Raw genomic sequence first — 18359 nt, forward strand, 5'->3', positions numbered from 1 at the left:
TGTCGGAGGCTTGGCGTCGATATCGTTCACCCTGTCTCTGGAGGTCGCCATGCGGAAATGGCTCCCCTTGTTCGCGGCGTGCCTCGGCACGCTGATGTTGCTCATCGACGTCACCATCGTGACCGTGGCGCTGCCCGATATCGCCGCCGACCTCGGCACCGGGCTGTCCGGGTTGGCGTGGGTGGTCGACGGCTACGCGCTGGCGCTGGCGGCGCTGCTGCTGGTGCTCGGCGCGCTGGCCGACCGGGTCGGCGCGAAACCCACCTATCTGGCCGGGCTGGTCGTCTTCGCGCTCGCGTCGCTGGCGTGCGGGGTCGCGCAGTCGGCGGCGATCCTGGTCGCCGCCCGGGCGTGCCAGGGCATCGGCGGCGCGGCCATGTTCGCGACCACGCTGTCGCTGCTGCACGCCACCTACACCGGGCGCGACCGGGGCGTCGCGTTCGGCGCGTGGGGCGCGGTGGCGGGCGCGGCGGCCGGTATCGGCGTCGTGCTGGGCGGTGTGCTGACCGATCTGCTGTCGTGGCGGTGGATCTTCTTCGTGAACCTGCCGATCGCGGCGGTGGCGATCGTGTTGTCCGCCTTGGTGTTCGGGCCCTCGGCGCGGCATGCGGGGCATCGGGTCGACCTGCCGGGCATGGCGGCGTTCGCGGTCGCGGCGACGGCGGTCACCTACGGCATCATCCGCGGCGGCGAGCACGGCTGGTCCGACGGACAGGCGGTCGTCGCCCTGGTAGCAGGCGCGCTCGCGGCGATGGCGTTCGTGGTGATCGAAACGCGCAGCGCCGCTCCGATTCTCCCGCCGGCGCTGCTGCGCAACCGGGAATTCGGCGCCACCCTGATCGCGGCGGCCGGGCTGAGTTTCGCGGCCTTCGCGTGCAGCCCGCTGATCTCGCTGTGGCTGCAACAGCCGTTGCGTCTGTCGGCGCTGAGCGCGGGGCTGTCGATGCTTCCGGTGTCGGTGACGGCGTTCGTGGTGTCGGGCGGATTCGGGCGGTTGCTGCACGATCTGGCGCCGAAGTGGACGATCGGCGCCGGGCTGGTCGTGATCGGGGTGGGTACGAGCCTGCTGACCCTCATCGATACCGGATCCTCGTGGACCGCACTGATTCCCGGCTACATCGTGGTCGGCGTGGGCGTGGGCGCGATGGCGCCGTCGCTGGTGTCGGTCGGGATGGCCGCGGTGCCGCCGCAGCAGAGCGGTACCGCCGCGGGCGCGGTGAACACCGCCCGCCAGCTGGGCCTGGCGCTGGGTGTCGCGGTGCTGGGCACGGTCTTCCGCGGTGCGGCCGGGGACGGGCGGCCCGCGCTGCCGCAGTACGTCGACGGGATCGACGCGGCCGTGGCGGTGGCCGGAGCGGTGGGGATCGTGCTCGGCGTCCTCGCCTTCGGGATGTTCCACCGGCGCGCGCGGATGCCGGAGTCCGATTCGGCGGCAGGCGAAGTCCTCGTCGCCTGACCGCGGACGGGGCCTGCCCGCGGAACGACGGCCGGGTGGGCCCCGAGGACGGAAGCGCCTACCAGCGAGCGCGGGGGACGTCGAATTCGGCGCACAGCGCACGCCAGACGTCGCGCGGATCGACACCCGACTCGATGGCCTGTGCGCCCGTGCGGCCCAATGACGGCAGCACATGGTCGGCCAGCAGCATGTCGCCACGAGCCGCGCCGAACTCGGTGTGCAACAGTTCCCGGAAGTCAGTCAATCGCACTGGGCCGAGGGTACCTGCCCCCACCGACCGCCCCGCACCCAACCATCACCCGCCGGTCCGCCCACCCGGAGCCACGGCATTGCGAGATCGCCTGTCGAGCCCAGCACACGATCGAGGTCAGCGGGCCTCCAGGCATGAACGCGTCATCGAAATCGACCGGCGGACCTGTTCGGGGCGCGAGTGACCGAGGCGGACTTGTCAGTGGGCCCGAGCCGCGTCCAGGACTCGGTGGCAGACCTCGACGGGGTCGGTGACGTCGGGGGCGGTCGCGGCGGCGGCTCGGGCGGCGTCGCGGAAGGTGGGGTCGTCGAGCATGCGCTGGACCGCCCGCCGGACGGCGGGGCCGGTGAACGGGCGGACGACAATCGAACTGCCTTGGCGGGCAGCGCGATTGGATAGCTCCCACTGATCGCCGCCACCGGGGACGGTGACGATCGGGACCCCGGCCAGCAGGGATTTCGCCAGTAGGCCGTGCCCGCCGCCGCCGACCACGACGGCGGCGTGGCGGAGCAGTTCGTCCTGGCGGCCCAGACCCGCTGTGGCCCACGGCGGAACGTCCGCGGGCGGCGTGTGGATCATCGACACCGCCACGCGCACACCGGCGCCGTCGAGCGCCTCCAGCAGGCCCTCGGCCATATCCGAGACACCCGTGTGGGCGGTGGACGGGGCCACCATGATGAGGGGCGCGTCGCCGGGGGGCAGTGGCAGTATGTCCTCGGTCGGCTCCCAGAGCAGCGGCCCGACCACGTGCGCGTCGTCCGGCCAGTCGGGGCGGGGCACCTCCAGCGCGGGCAGGGTCGCGATCAGCCGCGCCTGCGGGCCCGGATCCGGGCCGGGGAGTCCGATCTCGATCCGGGCCTCGGCGCGCTGCCGGTCGCCGCGGTGTATCGCGCGGGCGGTCATACCGCGCAGCACCGCGTCCCGCGCGCGGCCGCGCAGTCCCTCGCCCGGGGCGAGCCCACTCCCGATGGGCGGCAACGCCTTCGAGGGCAGGTACAGCGGGTGCGGCGACAGCTCGACCCACGGGACGCCGAGGCGCTCGGCGGCCATGCCGCCGCCCGCGGTGAGGACGTCCGACACCACCAGTTCGGGCAGCATCGCGCTCAATTCGGGCAGGATCTCCGAGGAGATGTGCGCGGCGCGCTGGTGGATGCGCTGCCCGGCATCGCCGTCGTCGTCGCCCGGACGCGGCGCGAGGCCCTTCAACCGGCGGACCGGGATGCCCGCGGCGCGGGCGGCGTCGAACCATACGGGCGCGGTGAACAGCACCGGCTCGTCGCCGGCCGCGAGAAATCGCAGGCACAGCGCGATAGCCGGGAACGCATGACCCGGGTCCGGTCCCGCGACGACAGCCACTCGCATGCGCCCCAGGGTGCCATATCCGACCGACACCCCAGTGGGGTCACCCAACGAACGTGTCGCCACAACCCATTTCGCGGAATCGCAGGTGGGCTGACGCTATCCCGCGAAGTGGTAGAGCTCGAAGCCTACGGCGTGGGTGGCGGGGAAGCCTTCCTGCGGGGCGGTTGTCATTTCTATGACGGCGCGGGCTTGGTCGGCGACCGGTTCGGGGCTGAGGGCGGCGAGGTAACGTGCGTGGGCCGCAAGGGATTTCACCGCCGTCTCGACGGTGTCGGTGACGTCCACCGCGTGGGTGGCGGCGGGGCCGAGGACCGCGGCCCAGCGTGCGGTCCAGATCGGGAGGTCGGCCAACTCCGGGAAGATCCACTCGTTGCCCGCGTCCGAGACCGCGTCGAGGCCCGCCCGGCCGACCGCGCGGTGGTCGGCGCTGTTGGCGAAGCCGGAGGCCCAGGCGTCGCCGAAATACGACAGCACCACCAGCTCCGGGCGGTGGCGCCGGATCGCGCGCGCCAGGTCCTGCCGCAACCGCAGGGATTCCTCGATCCGGCCGTCGGGATAGCCGAGGAATTCCACCTGCTCGACCCCCACGATCTCGGCCGCGGCGATCTCCTCGGCCTCCCGCAGCGGGCCCGATTCCGCCGGCGGTAGCCCCGCGATCCCCGCCTCGCCACTGGTGACCAGCAGGTATCGGATGTCCTTACCCTGCCCGGTCCATCGCGCGACCGCCGCTGCCGCCCCGTACTCGATATCGTCCGGGTGGGCGACGATCACCAGCCCGCGTTGCCAATCCTCGGGAAGCTGCTCCATGCGGGCCATTGAAACACCCCCCGGACACGCCGGTGGGCCGTTCGGCGGCGACACCGAAACGACCCACGCGACCCTGACACAGGGACGTCTACATCTTGCTGACGGACGACTTGTTCGACCCCGAGACCGCCTTGTACAGCAGATACAGGCCGAACACCACGGCGCTGATCATCAGGATCGGGAACAGCGCCTTGACCAGCGCGCCGATCACGATCAGCGCCAGCCAGACGAGCGCGACGACGCCCAGGATCTTCCAGAACATGTCCTTTTCCTCCCGAAGGTTTCCGAACCGCCGTCGCGATCCGACTCCTCCATACTGACAAGCCGGGCCCGGAAAATCACCTGGTCACAACCGATATCCGGGAAATATCAGGGTTGTCCCGGAGAGCCTCGTCCCCTCCGGTGGATACGCTCGTCGGGTGACCACGGCGCACGATATGAGCGAGAACGCACCGCGGGAGGTGATCGCGCAGACCCTGCGCGAGGAGATTCTCACGGGCCGCCTAGCGCCCGGGGACCGGTTGCGCGAGGCGGACCTCGCCGCCCGGTTCGGCGTCTCCCGCGTGCCCGTCCGGGAAGCCCTGTCGCAGTTGCAGAGCGAGGGGTTCGTCACGCTCGTGCGGTATCGCGGCGCCACGGTCTCGGCGACCTCGGGGTCCGCGGCGCGGGAGCTGATCCAGATCCGGCGCGGCCTGGAGGTGCTGGCGGCGCAGCTGGCCGCCGAGCGCCGCGGCGGCGACGTCGCCGACGATCTGGCGCGCGTTGTCGAACTGGGCCGCTCGGCCGCGGTGAACCTGGCGCACGCCGACCACCCGCCGCTGGTGCTGCGATTCCACACCCTGGTCGTGGAGGCCGCCGGGAACCACCAGCTCCGGCTCATGCTGGATCCGCTGCTGCGGCGGGTCTCGTGGATCTTCGATCAGCACCTGCGCGAGCGCAGCCACGATTCGTGGAGCGACCACGCGGCCATCGCCCAGGCCATTCTCAGCGGGTCGCCGGTGCAGGCCGGGTACCTCATGGGCGAGCACATCGCGAAGGACGAGCGGTTGCTCGACGAACTCGATCACCACTAGTTCGTATACAAAAATCCGACTCCACGCGGATACTCACGGATATTTACGTGTAGAAAATCCACAGAAACGTCCGGGAAACACGCTTTGTATACCAATTAGGGATCAGCGTCGAGCTCTCCGGAGGTTGTTCCCGTGCCTTCCCCACCCGTCACCCCCGCGCGCCGCCTGTCACCGTGGCGCACCGTCCTGTTCGGCGCCCAGCACGTCCTGGTGATGTACACCGGATGCATCGCCGTCCCACTGGTTTTCGGCGCCGCCCTCGGCCTCGACAAGTCCACCATCGCCACGCTGGTCAATGCCGATCTGCTGGTCGCGGGCGTCATCACGCTCGTCCAGGCGATCGGGGTCAGCAAACTGCTCGGCGCCCGGATGCCGGTGGTGGCGGGCGCGTCGTTCACCGCCGTGAATCCGATGATCCTGATCGGGCAGGAGTACGGCCTGTCCGCGGTGTACGGCGCGATGATCGCCGCCGGGATCTTCGGCCTCCTGGTCGCGGTGCCGTTCTCCCGGTTGCTGCGATTCTTCCCGCCGATCGTGCGCGGCGCGGCGGTGACCATGATCGGCCTGTCGCTCATCGGCAACGCGGTCACGATGGTCTTCGGCGACGAGCACCCCGACGGCGGCCGGTTCGCGCTCGCGGTCGGCGTGATCGCCCTGATCGTGGCGCTGATGCGGTACGGCCGTGGCGTTCTCGCGCAATCGGCCGTCCTCGTCGCGCTGGTCCTGGGGACGGCAATCGCGGCGACGGTGTCGATGACGGACTTCGCCGGGGTCGGCTCCGCCGGATGGCTGGGGCTGCCGAATCCCTTCGTCTTCGGCGCGCCCCAGTTCCCGATCGCGGGCATCGCGTCGACGTGCCTGGTGATGCTGGTGATCTTCGCGGAATCGACGGCGTATCTGCTGTCGGTGTCCGAGACCACCGGCGAGCCCGCCGACCGGGGGCGGCTGGCGCGCGGTCTGGCGGCCGACGGCGCCTCGGCTGTCCTGGCGGGGTTCCTGACGTCCTTCCCGGACACCATTTTCGCGCAGAATGTCAGCCTGGTGCGGATCACCGGCATCGTGAGCCGGGCGGTGACCGCGGTCGCGGGCGGATTCCTCGTGGCGCTCGGGCTGGTGCCGAAGATGGGCGAGGTGGTCGCGAGCCTGCCGGGCCCGGTCGTCGGCGCGGTCAGCCTGGTCATGTTCGCGACGGTGGCCGGCGTCGGCATCGCCACCATCGCGCAGGCCGACCTCCGCCGCAACGACAACCTGCTGATCGTGTCGCTCGCGATGGGTGTGGGGATGGTGCCGATCGTGGCGCCGGAGATCTACGCCGACCTGCCGTCGGCCGCGAAAATCGTTCTCGGCGGGTCGATTACGAGTGCGGTGCTGGTGGCGTTCGTCCTCAACCTGCTCTTCAACCACCTCGCGATACCCCGGATCGCGCGAACGACCGACGATCCGAGACCCGCTGCCCCGCAACCGGGTTCGACTACCGAAGAGGTGCCCGCATGACCGCCGTATCGCTACTCACCGTGCCCGCGAGCGATCCCGGCGACCTGAGCGCGCTCGATGTCCTCGACCGGTCCGGGCGCGCGCCCGAGGATCTGATCGCCGTGATCGGCAAGACCGAGGGCAACGGCTGCGTCAACGATTTCAGCCGCACGCTCGCCTCCGCCGTCTGGGAACCGCGCCTGCCCGCGACGGCCGTCACGGTGTTCTCCGGCGGGACCGAGGGTGTGCTCAGCCCGCACGTCAACCTGTTCGTCCGCGACGACCGCCGCCATCCCGGATTCGATCGCGGCCTGGTCGCCGCGGCGGGCCGCACCCGTGTCCTCGATCCGGGCGAGATCGGGCGCGCGGCGCAGGTGGACGCGGTGGCCGAGACGGTCGCGAAACTGCTCGCCGACCTCGGCGTCCGGGCCGCCGACACGCATCTGGTCGTGGTGAAGTGCCCCCTGCTGACCTCGGACAAGATCACCGCGATCCGGGCCGCGGGCGGCGTGCCGGTGGCGACCGACACCTACGAGTCCATGGGCCACTCGCGCGCGGCGAGCGCCCTCGGCATCGCGGTGGCGCTGGAGGAATGCGATCGGCCGCACGCGCTGCGCGCGCTGTCGGGCGAGGCCGGAGTCTCGTCGGCCCGCGCCTCCACCAGTGCGGGCGCGGAACTCGACGACTGCCACGTTCTCGTTGTCGCGGAGAGTGATTCGGCCGCCAACCCGCTCCGCGCGGTGCACGGCGAGATGCGCGACGCGCTCGATCTCGCGTCGGTCACCGCGCTACTGGACCGCGTCCGGGCCGAGAACGGGACGGTCCGCCAGATCTTCGCCAAGGCCGAGGCCGATCCCGCCGGAACCGTGCGCGGCCTGCGGCACACCATGCTCACCGACTCCGACGTCAATGCCACCCGGCACGCCCGCGCCGCCGTGGGCGGCCTGCTGTCGGCACTCAAAGGCGATGGGGCCGTGTATGTCTCGGGCGGCGCCGAACATCAGGGGCCACCCGGCGGCGGCAGCGTCACGGTGATCTACGAACTACCCACTCCGGCGAGGAGCGACCGGCCATGACCACGACCACGCAAGCCGCCGAGAACACTTGGGACATCGAGGAATTCGAGACGACCCCGGTGCCCGCCGACCACCGGCGCCGCCTCCCGTCCGTGGCCGCGGTCTGGCTGGGCTTCCCGATGGTGCTGACCTGTGCCATCTTCGGCGGGCTCATCGTCTACTCGCTCGGGTTCTGGCGCGGGCTGCTGGCGATCGCGGCGGGGAACCTCTGCCTGATGCTGTACGTCGGCACCCTGAGTTATCTGGCCGGGCGGACGGGCGAGAATTTCGCGCTCACCGCCGCACGCACCTTCGGACGCCGGGCGGCCGCGATACCGTCCGCATTCCTGGCGACCATCGTGATCGGCTGGTTCGCCTTTCAGACCGGTATGGCCGGGGCCATCCTGCACGACAGCCTCGGCTGGCCGGAGAAGGCGACCACGCTGGCGGCCGGGCTGGCGTTCGTCGCGTTGACGCTGCTCGGGATCCGGGCGCTGTCGGTGATCGGCATGATCGCCGCGCCGGTGTACATCGTTCTCGGCGCGATCGCCGTCTACCTTGCCGCACAGGACGGTTCGACCTCGCCCCTCTCGTACCACGGCGAGGCCGGTAGCGCCGCACTGAGTTTCGGCGCCGCGGTGACGCTGGTGATCGCCTCGTTCATCGACTCCGGCACCATGACGGCCGATTTCACCCGATGGTCGCGCAACGGCCGCGAGGGCTTCCTGGCCGCGATGTCCGCGTTCCCCGTGGGCAATTCGATCGCCCTGCTGATCGGCGGGCTGGTCGTCGCGTTCGGCGGCGCGACCGATCCCGGCGCCGACGGCGGCAACTTCCTCGGCCTGCTGATCGATCACGGCGGGGTGCTGGTGCCGCTGGCGGTGGCGTTCGTCTTCATCAATCTGGGGTCGGTGTGCGCGCACTGCCTGTACAACGGCGCGGTCGGCTGGAGCCAGCTCACCGCCGGCCGGATGCGCGCGCTGACCCTGATCCTGGGCGCCGCCGGGGTGGTGCTCGCGGTGGCCGGGATCTGGACCTACTTCGAGCAGTGGCTGAATCTGCTCGGCGTGATCGTCCCGCCCATCGGCGCGGTCGTGATCGTCGACCAGGTGATCCTGCCGCGCACTCGGCTGCGCTCCTCCCCCGCCGCCGGCTCCGTGCGCTGGCAGCCCTTCGCCGGGTGGGCCGGCGGAGCCGCCGCCGCACTGCTCACCCATCGGCTCGCGCCGTGGCTGTCCGATGCCGTGGTCGGCTTCGTCACCGCGGCGCTGATCGTCACCGCCGCCTCCGTCCTGACCGCACGAGACCAGAAGGATTGCCCCGCATGACCTTTCCGCCGCTCACCGCCGCCACCCCGTACGCCTGGCCCTACGACGGCGAGATCGATCCCGCCCGCACCGGGCTGCTGCTCATCGACTGGCAGACCGACTTCTGCGGATCCGGCGGCTATGTCGATCGGATGGGCTACGACCTCTCCCTCACCCGCGCCGGGCTCGAACCCACGGCCCGCGTCCTCGCCGCCGCGCGCGATCTCGGAATGACCGTCGTGCACACCCGCGAGGGACACCGCCCGGATCTCAGCGATCTGCCCGCCAACAAGCGCTGGCGGTCGGCGCGCGCGGGCGCCGAGATCGGCAGCACCGGACCGTGCGGGCGGATCCTGGTCCGGGGCGAACCAGGCTGGGAGATCGTGCCCGAGGTCGCGCCGCTGCCGGGCGAACCCGTGATAGACAAACCCGGCAAGGGCGCGTTCTACGCGACCGACCTCGATCTGGTGCTGCGCACGAGAGGTGTGACGCACCTGATCATCACCGGTATCACCACCGACGTCTGCGTCCATACGACCATGCGCGAGGCCAACGATCGCGGATACGAATGCCTGGTGCTGTCGGACTGCACGGGCGCGACCGAACGGCGGCACCACGAGGCGGCGCTCAGCATGATCAGCATGCAGGGCGGGATCTTCGGCGCCGTCGCGGCCTCCGCGGACCTGCTCGCCGTCCTCGGCGCGACGCCCGCCGCCGTATGAGGGTGGTGCTGATCCACGGCGCCGCGACCGATTCACGCGTGTGGTCGGCGACGGCCGCCGCACTGCGCGGGACGGCCGAGGTGCTGTGCCCGGACCGGCCGCAATCCGGCGACATGGATACCGAGATCGCGTTCCTGGCGCCGCTGTGCGCGGGGGCGTTCGTCGCGGGTGTGAGCGGTGGTGCGACGCTCGGGCTCGAACTGGCCGCGCGCGGTGTGCCCCTCGCCGGTGCGCTCCTGCACGAACCGGCCGCCGGGTCGCTGGCGCCCGGACTGCTCGACCATGTCGCCGCCGCGCTCGCGTCCGAGGGTGTCGAGGGATTCGGGCGTGCGCTCTACGGGCCGTTGTGGCGCCCGGACCGGACGGAGGCTTCGGTGGCGACGGTGCGTGCGGAGTTCGCGATGTTCCGGGGGTTCGAACCGGCACCGCTGGGCACCGCCCATAGCGTTACCTTGACCGTCGGGGCGAATTCCCCTCGCCCACGCCATGATTCGGTCCGGGCACTGGCCGAACACCTGGGTGCCGGGGTTCGCATCCTGCCCGGCGTCGGGCACGCGGCGCACCTCGAATCCGGCGAGACGCTGGCCGGGGTCATCGACACGATGGTCGACGACCTCACTGCGGCTTCACCGGGGCGTCACCCACTCGGGTAACCGCCGACTCGCCCGCCGCTGTTCGGCACCTTGCGTTGTAGGCCGCCGGGGTCCATGCTTGAATATAAGTACAAACTTATTCAAGGAGGTTGTGATGCCCCTACTGTCCGATCCTGTCGAGGTCGCCGGGCTGGTCGCCCGGGAGATCCGCACCGGTTCCCGGGACGGCGCGCCGACGAAGATCGCCGTCGCGCGGCGCACGTACGCCACCGACCGGGACGATCTGTGGAACGCCCTGACCGATGGCGAGCGGATTCCGCGCTGGTTCCTGCCGGTCAGCGGGGATCTCCGGGTCGGTGGCCGGTATCAGCTGGAGGGCAATGCCAACGGCGTCGTCGAGCGGTGCGAGGCGCCGGAGCGGTTCGCCGTCACCTGGGAGATGGGGCCGCAGGTGTCGTGGGTGGAGGTCGTGCTCACGCCCGACGGCGAGGGCACCCGGCTGGAGTTGATCCACGAGGCGCACGTCGATCCGGATCTGTGGACGCAGTACGGGCCGGGTGCGGTGGGCATCGGATGGGATCTCGTGCTCATGAGCCTGGGGTTGCACCTGGCGAGCGGGGAGGCGGTCGATCCGGACGAGGGCCTCGCGTTCCCGACCACTCCCGAGGGCACGGAATTCGTCCGGGCCGCCGCGGGCGGATGGGCCGAGGCGGCGGCCGGCGACGGCGACGACCCCGCCGCGGCCCGCGCGGCCGCCGATCGGGTGACGGAGTTCTACACGGTCGAGCCCGAGGGCTCGGATTCTTGACGTCTCCGTCGCCGGAGCAGATCTTCGACGCGCTCGGCGACCCGGTCCGCCGCTCCATCCTGGAAATGCTCGCCACGGCCGGTGAGCGGCCCGCCGGCGAGATCGTCGCCGCTGTGCAGCGGCAGACGAAGATCTCCCAGCCCGGCGTCTCCCAGCACCTCAGGGTGCTGCGCGACGCCGGGCTGGTCACCGTCCGCGCGGAGGGTACCCGCCGGTTCTACGCCCTCGATCAAGAAGGCGTGGACGCGGCGCAAGCGTGGCTGGCCCGATTGGCTCATCCGATCGAGCAGTTCGAGCAGCCGATGGATGCGCTCGCCACCGAGGTCGCGCGCGGCAAACGCGCCCGCAAGGCCGCCGGGCCCGGCCATTCGGCCGAGCAGGCGGCGGACAGGCACACCCGGCCCGCCTGACTTGCGGGCCCACCGGGTGTGTGCCGAGTCGGTTGTGTGGTCTCCCCAGCGCGTCCGCGGGCGGTGGTGAGGTCTCCGGAACTTGCGCGCGGAGCGACTCTCGCGAAAACACCGGCCCTACTGTGTCATTCGTCGCGGCACAGCACATATCCGAAGTGACACAGGAAGTTCCGGTATGAACAGAAGAACAGGCCGCAGAGTCCTCGCCGTCGCCGCCCTCGCCGGCTCCGCCACCCTGACCTCGCTCGTCGGCGCCACCGCCGCCACCGCGGACACCCCGCTGGCGGTGGTCGCCGACAGCGGCAGCAGCTCGGGCAGCGCCAAGGCCCCCGGCTCCGGCGAGAAGCAGACCGGCGCGGAAACCCCCCTCGCCTCGATCGCGAACAGCGGCAGCGCAGGCAGCTCCGGCTCCGGCGAGAAGAAAACCAGCGCCGAAACCCCCCTCGCCACCATCACCAACAGCGGCAGCGCAGGCAGCTCCGGCTCCGGCGAGAAAAAGACCAGCGCCGAAACACCTCTTGCCGACATCGCCAGCAGCGGCAGCGCGGGGATTCGGGCTCCGGCGAGAAGAAGACCGGGGCGGAGACGCCCCTCGCCACCATCGCCAACAGTGGTAGTGCGGGGAGTTCGGGGTCCGGGGACAAGAAGGCCGGGGCGGAGGTGCCGCTCGGGGCGGTGGCCGACAGCGGCAGCAGTTCAGGGAGCGCCAAGGCGCCCGGCTCGAGTGAGAAGAAGACCGGTGGGGCGCCGTCGGATTGGGTGCAGCAGATCCTCGACCAAGTGCAGAACCTGCTCTGACACAGCGGGTTTCGCCGGTTCCCGTGCGGGCGTCCCCTGCGGCCGCACGGGAACCGTCCCGCCCGGCACGGGCAGAAGTCAGTGGTGCACGGGGAGAAGTCAGCGGCGCACGGGCAGAAGTCAGCGGCGCACGGGCAGAAGTCAGCGGCGCACAAGCCGGGGATCAGTAGCACAAGGGGCGGGGATCAGTGGCGCACCGGCCGGGATCAGCGGCTGTCGGCGAGGTCCGTGAGGGCTTGGGCCCAGCCGTCGAGGCGGTCGGCGGCGTCGCGGAGGTCTTCCATGGCCCAGCCGAGATCGTCGGGGAGGGCGGGGCTTTCGGGGACGGCGAGGACGTGGGTGGCGGAGGCTACGAGGTCCTCGTAGTCGGTGACACCGGATTCGAGGCGGGACACCGCGGCGCGGACCTGGTCGGCGAGGCCGGGGACGGCGACGGACCGAACCTGGTTCACCAGCCCGGCGGCCTTCTCCATGGCGGCCACGTCGGCGGCCAGGGCGTGCAGGGCCGCCGCGCCGGATCCGGCGGTTTCGAGGGTGTCCGCCAGCTCCTCCTCGGGGAGGCGGCGACCGTTCGCGATCTGCCGCCCGACGACGTACAGGGCACGTTCGGCACGGACCAGTCTGGCGATCGGCTCGCGGGCCGCGGAGCGTATCGGGGGCAGCTTGCGAGGCACGAACGTGGCCGCGGGCAACGGGTTCCGCCGCAGTTCGAGGTAGCGCCGAGTCGTGACGGCCGCACCGGTCACCAGTGCCGCGGCGCCACTGCCGACCACGATGACGGCCCAGGCCGGAGCCGACACGACCACCAGCCCGGCGGTCCCCAGTGCCGTCAGCCCGGACGCGGCACTCAGCCGCAGGCTCCGCCGCCGTACCCGCCGACGCCGGCGCATCTCCCGCTCCCGCGGGTCGGCCCACTTCCGCACCGCGTGCAACGCATGCTCCCCGGCCTCCCGCAACGTATCCGGCAGCCGCCGAGCCTGATCGATCTGCTCGCCCTGAACCCCCGACTGCGCCAACACCTCTCGCACGAATCCCCCACCCGAGCCACGCGCCTCCCGAGACCGCCCATCACGAGACTCCCGCGCCTCCGGGGACCGCCCATGACGGGACTCCCGCGCCTCCCGGGACCGCCCACCACGGGCATCGCGCGTCTCCCAGTACTGCTCACCACGGGACTCCCGCGCCTCCTGGGACCGCTCGCCACGGGACTCTGCCGCACCGGCGGAACGGCCCGATCGAGGCATCGACACGGGCCCATCGGCCTCCCCGGGCACCCAGCCGAAACGGCGGTCGGCAGCCGCCGGATGCTCCTGCGGACCGGTGGGGGCCTGGCGCACAACGGCTTCGGGGGCGGTGCACGCGCTCGGAGCCACGGCGGGCGGTGCTGCGGGCCGAGCCCTGTCGTCGTCCGCGTCGCGCCGGAATACGGAGGGGAACAACGACTTCCGGCTGGGTGCCGGGACGGTCCCGGCGGGCGGGGCGGAGCTGGGCTCGCGGGTGCGGCGGATTCGGGCGCGGCCGACCGCGGGCTCGTTGCGGGCCCGCGATCCGGCCATCACCTCGTACCTTTCCAGCGAGCGAGCGTTACTGCTGCGCGGTCTGGCCCTTGTCGATCTGCTGCGCCTGCGGGGCAGCCGGATTCGGCGCGGCCTGCGGGGTGGCCGAGTCGCCGGCGGGCAGCGCGTCGCCGCGCATGGAGGCGCGGATCTGCTCCAGGCGGCTGTGGCCGGCCATCTGCACGCTGGCCTGCTGCACCTCCATCATGCGGCCCTGGACCGAGTTGCCCGCCAGTTCGGCGGCGCCGAGCGCATTGGCGTAGCGGCGCTCGATCTTCTCGCGGACCGCGTCCAGGCTCGGCGTGCTGCCCGGCGCGGACAGGGTGGAGTCCATCGACTGGAGCGAGGCGCTGACCTGCTCCTGCATCTTCGCCTGCTCCAGCTGGCTGAGCAGCTTGGTGCGCTCGGCGACCTTCTGCTGCAGCGTCATGGCGTTCTGCTCGACGGCCTTCTTCGCCTGGGCGGCGGCCTGCAGCGACTGATCGTGCAGGACCTTCAGGTCCTCGATCGACTGCTCGGCGGTCACCAGCTGCGCGGCGAACGCCTCGGCCGCGTTGGTGTACTGGATCGCCTTCTCCGAGTCGCCCGCGGCCTGCGCCTGGTCGGCGAGCATAACCGCCTGCCGGGCGTTGGCGTTGAGCTTCTCCACCTCGTCGAGCTGGCGGTTCAGCTTCATCTCCAGCTGACGCTGGTTGCCGATGACCGACGCCGCCTGCTGCGACAGGGCCTGGTGCTGGCGCTGGGCTTCCTCGATAGCCTGCTGAATCTGGACCTTCGGATCCGCGTGCTCCTCGATCTTGGAATCGAAGAGGGCCATGAGGTACTTCCAGGCCTTGACGAACGGATTAGCCATCGATTGATCCCGCCTCCATCTGACGCGCCGCGCTCCAACGCGGCTGTAGTGCGCGACCGTCACGCACCCCGTTGTCCCTATCCTCCACCGCGCGGCACCGGTGTGGGGAGAACCGGCCGGTTACCGACGCTTACAGAGAATCTATCCGTTTCCGCTCCGTCGTACAGCGTTGCCGGCGCCGATCGTTGTCGACGCCGGCAACTCCGGGTCACTTCGCCTGTACCAGTACCAGCTTTTCCGCCCTCGGCGCCGGAATCACGATGCGGGTGTCACCGGCGATGGCGCCCAGCGGAACAGCGGTTGCGGACGCGACGGCGGCCTCCGCGGGCGCCGCCTCGGGTGCGGGCGCGACCTGCGGGGACGCCGGCACGGGCGCCACACCGTCGGCGTCGGCCATGGCGGAACTCACATCCGACAGCACCCGCGACAGCGGTAGATCCAGGGCCTGGCAGATCGCCGCCAGCAACTCGCTGGAGGCCTCCTTGCGGCCACGCTCCACCTCGGACAGATAACCGAGGCTCACACGCGCGGAGGTGGACACCTCGCGCAGGGTCCGGCTCTGGGCGATCCGAGCACGCCGCAGACTTTCCCCGATGGCCTCTCGCAGCAGCGTCATCTCGTTCTCCTCACGTTCCCTTACTCGCCGGACCCGAACGTCTGTACTGACAACGTCACACCGCACCCGGTTGGTTCCCGGGCGCCGGGCGCCCCAGGCTACGGACGAGTTCGCCCACGGCCGCGTGGACCGCTTCCATTCTGATCGTCCACCGGTCGCCGGACAGTTTCAACCGCAGGACCTCGGTGCCCTCCGGTCCCGCCAGCCCGACGAACACCGTGCCGACCGGCTGTCCGTCCTGCGGATCCGGGCCCGCGACGCCCGTCAGCCCCAGTCCCCAGTCGGCGCCGCACGCCGTGCGCGCGCCCACGGCCAGCTGTTCGGCCGTGCTCGCGGCGACCGGGCCGTCGGACGCCAGCGTGTGCTCGCTCACGCCGGCGAGCGTGTGTTTCAGATCCGTGGCGTAGACGATCAGGCCGCCGCGCAGCACGGTGCTCGCACCCGGCACACCGGCGATGGTGGCCGCGAGCAGGCCCGCGGTCAGCGATTCGGCGGTCGCCACGGTCCGGCCCGCCTCCCGCAGCAGGCGCACGAGATCGGCGGCGGGGACGATCGCGGTGAGCGGGTCCACGCCGGCGGGCGGCACCGCGGTCACGACCGCCGGACCGGTCCGAACCGGAGCCGGGCCGCTTGCACCACGTAATCCAGGCCGGTGACCACCGTCAGCACCACGGCCACGTACATCAGCAGCAGGCCCGCCGTCTCGAATCCGCCCGACAGCGGTAGCAGCATCACCCCGATGGCCAGCGACTGCACGAGCGTTTTGAGCTTGCCGCCGCGCCCGGCCGGGATCACGCCGCGCCGCACCACCGCGAGCCGCAGCAGGGTCACCCCGATCTCGCGCGCGCAGATGACCAGCGTGATCCACCAGGCCAGATCGCCCAACGCCGACAGTCCGATCAGCGCGGCGCCGATCAGCGCCTTGTCGGCGATCGGATCCGCCAGCTTGCCGAAGTCGGTGACCAGGCCGTATTTGCGGGCCAGTTGCCCGTCGATGCGATCGGTGACGGCGGCGATACCGAACAGCGCGGCCGCCGCGATCCGCCAGACCGTGTCGTGCCCGCCCGCGGCGAACAGCGCCAGCAGGAACACCGGCACGATGAAGATCCGCAGCACCGTCAGGATGTTGGCGATATTCAGCAGCGGAACCGCCGCGGGCTCCGCCGGACGGGCGCCCGCGGACACCAGATTCGCCCGCGCTCGCCCCGCCTCGGCCCAGGCGCTGTCCATATCGTCGCTCTGCACGCTCACCGGCACCCCCACCCGGTGATGCCGAGGTCGGGAGCACTTTCCGCGAGCCTCGCCGACCTCGCCCGGGCGCCGTGCCGAGCACCGGGACATCGGGCGGCGAGGGCGGGCGGGGAGTGCGGCACTCCACCAGACTATCGGTTGTCCAGCCGACTACTGTGCACCCCATGACAACACGGGCACCACACAGTGATTCGATCGACGCCGAGGCATCCGGTGGTCCGATCGTGCGCCGTGCCCGGACCTCGGACGTCCCCGCGATCAAGACCCTCGTCGACGCCTACGCCGGCAAGATCCTGCTGGAGAAGAATCTGGTCACCCTGTACGAGGCGGTCCAGGAATTCTGGGTGGCCGAGGTGGAGGGCCGGGTCGTCGGCTGCGGCGCCCTGCACGTGCTGTGGGCCGATCTGGGCGAGGTGCGCACCGTCGCGGTGCATCCCGATGTCAAGGGTCGCGGCTTCGGCCGGATCCTCGTCGACAAGCTCATCGAGACGGCCCGCGAGCTGGAGCTGCGGCGGCTGTTCGTGCTCACCTTCGAGGTGGACTTCTTCCAGCGGCACGGTTTCGCCGAGATCGACGGCACGCCCGTGACCGCGGAGGTCTTCGCGGAGATGTGCCGCTCCTACGACACCGGTGTGGCGGAGTTCCTCGACCTCAGCTACGTCAAGCCGAATACGCTCGGCAATACTCGAATGCTGTTGACCCTGTAGACATTAGGGAGTTCCCGTGCCGATCTTCGCCGTCCACTACACCTACTCCGAGGCCGCGGCCGCCGGGCGCGACGAGCACCGTCCCGCCCACCGCGGCTGGCTGTCGGAGCTGGTCGACCGCGGCATCGTGCTGTCGACGGGACCGTACCCGGACGGGTCGGGCGCGCTGATCCTGTTCCGCGCCGACGACGAGGCCGCGATGGAAAAGCTGCTGGCGGAGGACCCGTTCGCGCAGCAGGGCCTGATCGAGGCGACGCGGTTCCTGCGCTGGCAGCCGGTGATGGGCGCGTTCGCCGAGTGACCGACTACCGCGTCCTCAACCGCGCCAACTGGGACGACCGCACGCCCCTGCACGCCGCCTCCCCCGACTACGCGCTCCAGCGTTTCCGCGCCGATCCCGCGTTCGTCAGCGATACCGTCCGGTTCGATCTGCCGCGACTGGGCGACGTCGCCGGGCTGCGCGGCGTCCATCTGCAGTGCCATCTGGGCACCGACACGATCTCCCTCGCCCGGCTCGGCGCCACGATGACGGGACTCGACTTCTCCGAGGCGGCCGTGCGGCACGCCCGCGACCTGGCCGAACAGAGCGGCGCCGCGGTCGATTTCGTGCGCGCCGACGTCTACGACGCGGTCGAGGCGCTGGGATCCGAGGGCTTCGACCTGGTGTTCACCGGCATCGGCGCGCTGTGCTGGCTGCCGGACATCCGGCGCTGGGCGCGGACGGTCGCCGGACTCCTGCGCCCCGGCGGGCGGCTGTTCCTGCGCGACGGCCACCCGTTCGCCCAGGCACTCGACGAATCCCGCACCGACTGCCTGGCGATCGGCTATCCGTACTTCGAGACGGCCGAACCGATGGTGTGCGAGGAGGACGGCACGTACGTCACGACGGACGGTTCGCTCACCCACACCGTGACCCACCAGTGGAATCACGGCATCGGCGAGATCGTCTCCGCCGTCATGGACGCGGGCCTGGCGCTCACCGGACTCGACGAGCACGACAGCGCCCCGTGGCCGGTGCTGCCGGATCGAATGGTGCGCGGGGACGACGGCGAATGGCGGCTGGCCGAGCACCGCGAGCGGATGCCGTTCACCTTCACCCTGCGCGCTCGCAAGCCGTAGAACAATGCCGGAAATTCGGTTTCCCAGCACAATTCGCGGTGCTACCGTCGAACGACACTACGACCGGGAGGTGACGGCGATGATCGGGCAGACGAACCAGCGATGGCTGCGCGGCGTCCGGCAGCTCGCGCTACTCCCGGCAT

The 18359-nt window shown here is 71.1% G+C and carries 23 protein-coding genes; 13 read left to right on the forward strand and 10 right to left on the reverse strand.

Annotated elements, in window-relative coordinates; translation table 11 throughout:
• The first annotated feature begins 49 nt into the window (after positions 1-49).
• Positions 50-1456 (forward strand): MFS transporter, encoded by a 1407-nt coding sequence (locus ON41_RS20935; protein WP_040749472.1) that lies wholly within the window; start codon positions 50-52, stop codon positions 1454-1456.
• Positions 1457-1514: 58 nt separating this feature from the next.
• Here the strand turns inward: ON41_RS20935 and ON41_RS20940 are convergent, their stop codons facing one another.
• The 4 genes from ON41_RS20940 to ON41_RS42300 all read right to left on the reverse strand — a co-directional run bounded on the left by ON41_RS20940 (position 1515) and on the right by ON41_RS42300 (position 4137).
• Positions 1515-1706 (reverse strand): DUF3046 domain-containing protein, encoded by a 192-nt coding sequence (locus ON41_RS20940; RefSeq protein WP_040749403.1) that lies wholly within the window; start codon positions 1704-1706, stop codon positions 1515-1517.
• Between the two features lie 198 nt (positions 1707-1904).
• The gene (locus ON41_RS20945) at positions 1905-3068 is read right to left on the reverse strand and encodes a glycosyltransferase (RefSeq protein WP_040749473.1); all 1164 of its coding nucleotides are present in this window, start codon (positions 3066-3068) and stop codon (positions 1905-1907) included.
• A gap of 96 nt (positions 3069-3164) precedes the next feature.
• Entirely contained in the window at positions 3165-3875 is a 711-nt protein-coding gene (locus tag ON41_RS20950) for a PIG-L deacetylase family protein (protein WP_040749474.1), read from the reverse strand.
• Positions 3876-3963: 88 nt separating this feature from the next.
• A complete protein-coding gene (locus tag ON41_RS42300; RefSeq protein ID WP_040749404.1) occupies positions 3964-4137 on the reverse strand; it encodes a hypothetical protein in 174 nt (57 codons plus the stop codon).
• Between the two features lie 157 nt (positions 4138-4294).
• Between ON41_RS42300 and ON41_RS20960 the strand changes: the two genes are divergently transcribed.
• From ON41_RS20960 to ON41_RS20995, 8 genes are all read left to right on the forward strand, one after another.
• On the forward strand, positions 4295-4948 hold the full coding sequence (locus ON41_RS20960; protein WP_051162060.1) for a GntR family transcriptional regulator: 654 nt from the start codon (positions 4295-4297) through the stop codon (positions 4946-4948).
• Between the two features lie 132 nt (positions 4949-5080).
• Complete coding sequence (locus tag ON41_RS20965) at positions 5081-6442, forward strand: nucleobase:cation symporter-2 family protein (RefSeq protein ID WP_063709924.1); 1362 nt, start codon at positions 5081-5083, stop codon at positions 6440-6442.
• Positions 6439-7497, forward strand: a complete 1059-nt coding sequence (atzD, locus tag ON41_RS20970) for a cyanuric acid amidohydrolase (protein WP_040749405.1) — start codon at positions 6439-6441, stop codon at positions 7495-7497. The genes ON41_RS20965 and atzD overlap by 4 nt, the downstream gene beginning before the upstream one ends.
• Positions 7494-8804 (forward strand): cytosine permease, encoded by a 1311-nt coding sequence (locus ON41_RS20975; protein ID WP_083905507.1) that lies wholly within the window; start codon positions 7494-7496, stop codon positions 8802-8804. Before atzD ends, ON41_RS20975 begins: the two co-directional genes overlap by 4 nt.
• Positions 8801-9505 (forward strand): biuret amidohydrolase, encoded by a 705-nt coding sequence (biuH, locus tag ON41_RS20980; protein ID WP_040749406.1) that lies wholly within the window; start codon positions 8801-8803, stop codon positions 9503-9505. Before ON41_RS20975 ends, biuH begins: the two co-directional genes overlap by 4 nt.
• Positions 9502-10158, forward strand: a complete 657-nt coding sequence (locus ON41_RS20985) for an alpha/beta fold hydrolase (protein ID WP_169336501.1) — start codon at positions 9502-9504, stop codon at positions 10156-10158. Before biuH ends, ON41_RS20985 begins: the two co-directional genes overlap by 4 nt.
• Before the next feature lie 94 nt (positions 10159-10252).
• A complete protein-coding gene (locus ON41_RS20990; protein WP_040749407.1) occupies positions 10253-10906 on the forward strand; it encodes an SRPBCC family protein in 654 nt (217 codons plus the stop codon).
• Positions 10903-11316, forward strand: coding sequence for an ArsR/SmtB family transcription factor (locus ON41_RS20995; protein WP_040749408.1), 414 nt, complete (start codon positions 10903-10905; stop codon positions 11314-11316). The genes ON41_RS20990 and ON41_RS20995 overlap by 4 nt, the downstream gene beginning before the upstream one ends.
• Positions 11317-11433: 117 nt before the next feature.
• On the opposite strand, the gene ON41_RS43480 is transcribed toward ON41_RS20995, so the two are convergent.
• Positions 11434-11844 (reverse strand): hypothetical protein, encoded by a 411-nt coding sequence (locus ON41_RS43480; RefSeq protein WP_040749409.1) that lies wholly within the window; start codon positions 11842-11844, stop codon positions 11434-11436.
• Between the two features lie 147 nt (positions 11845-11991).
• Here ON41_RS43480 and ON41_RS43485 point away from each other — a divergent pair, with 147 nt between their 5' ends.
• Entirely contained in the window at positions 11992-12114 is a 123-nt protein-coding gene (locus ON41_RS43485; RefSeq protein WP_276325748.1) for a hypothetical protein, read from the forward strand.
• 206 nt (positions 12115-12320) lie between these two features.
• Here ON41_RS43485 and pspM read toward each other — a convergent pair whose 3' ends face one another.
• The 5 genes from pspM to pgsA all read right to left on the reverse strand — a co-directional run bounded on the left by pspM (position 12321) and on the right by pgsA (position 16390).
• Positions 12321-13670: a phage shock envelope stress response protein PspM gene (gene pspM / locus ON41_RS43120; RefSeq protein ID WP_246460834.1), complete on the reverse strand. Its 1350-nt coding sequence runs from the start codon at positions 13668-13670 to the stop codon at positions 12321-12323.
• A 28-nt stretch (positions 13671-13698) separates the two neighbouring features.
• Entirely contained in the window at positions 13699-14523 is an 825-nt protein-coding gene (locus ON41_RS21010; RefSeq protein ID WP_040749410.1) for a PspA/IM30 family protein, read from the reverse strand.
• Positions 14524-14731: 208 nt separating this feature from the next.
• On the reverse strand, positions 14732-15139 hold the full coding sequence (locus ON41_RS21015) for a helix-turn-helix domain-containing protein (protein WP_040749411.1): 408 nt from the start codon (positions 15137-15139) through the stop codon (positions 14732-14734).
• Positions 15140-15194: 55 nt separating this feature from the next.
• Positions 15195-15734 (reverse strand): CinA family protein, encoded by a 540-nt coding sequence (locus ON41_RS21020; RefSeq protein ID WP_246829570.1) that lies wholly within the window; start codon positions 15732-15734, stop codon positions 15195-15197.
• Positions 15731-16390, reverse strand: a complete 660-nt coding sequence (gene pgsA / locus ON41_RS21025; protein WP_373281356.1) for a CDP-diacylglycerol--glycerol-3-phosphate 3-phosphatidyltransferase — start codon at positions 16388-16390, stop codon at positions 15731-15733. Before pgsA ends, ON41_RS21020 begins: the two co-directional genes overlap by 4 nt.
• Before the next feature lie 164 nt (positions 16391-16554).
• Here pgsA and ON41_RS21030 point away from each other — a divergent pair, with 164 nt between their 5' ends.
• From ON41_RS21030 to ON41_RS21040, 3 genes are read left to right on the forward strand one after another with little or no spacing between them, the layout of a single operon-like run.
• Positions 16555-17097 (forward strand): amino-acid N-acetyltransferase, encoded by a 543-nt coding sequence (locus tag ON41_RS21030; protein ID WP_040749412.1) that lies wholly within the window; start codon positions 16555-16557, stop codon positions 17095-17097.
• Between the two features lie 16 nt (positions 17098-17113).
• Positions 17114-17398 (forward strand): YciI family protein, encoded by a 285-nt coding sequence (locus ON41_RS21035; RefSeq protein WP_040749413.1) that lies wholly within the window; start codon positions 17114-17116, stop codon positions 17396-17398.
• Positions 17395-18216, forward strand: coding sequence for a class I SAM-dependent methyltransferase (locus ON41_RS21040; RefSeq protein ID WP_040749414.1), 822 nt, complete (start codon positions 17395-17397; stop codon positions 18214-18216). The genes ON41_RS21035 and ON41_RS21040 overlap by 4 nt, the downstream gene beginning before the upstream one ends.
• Positions 18217-18359: the final 143 nt, after the last annotated feature.

Origin of the sequence: Nocardia transvalensis NBRC 15921, assembly GCF_000308875.1 — a bacterium.
In the GTDB taxonomy this organism is placed as follows: Bacteria; Actinomycetota; Actinomycetes; order Mycobacteriales; family Mycobacteriaceae; genus Nocardia; species Nocardia transvalensis.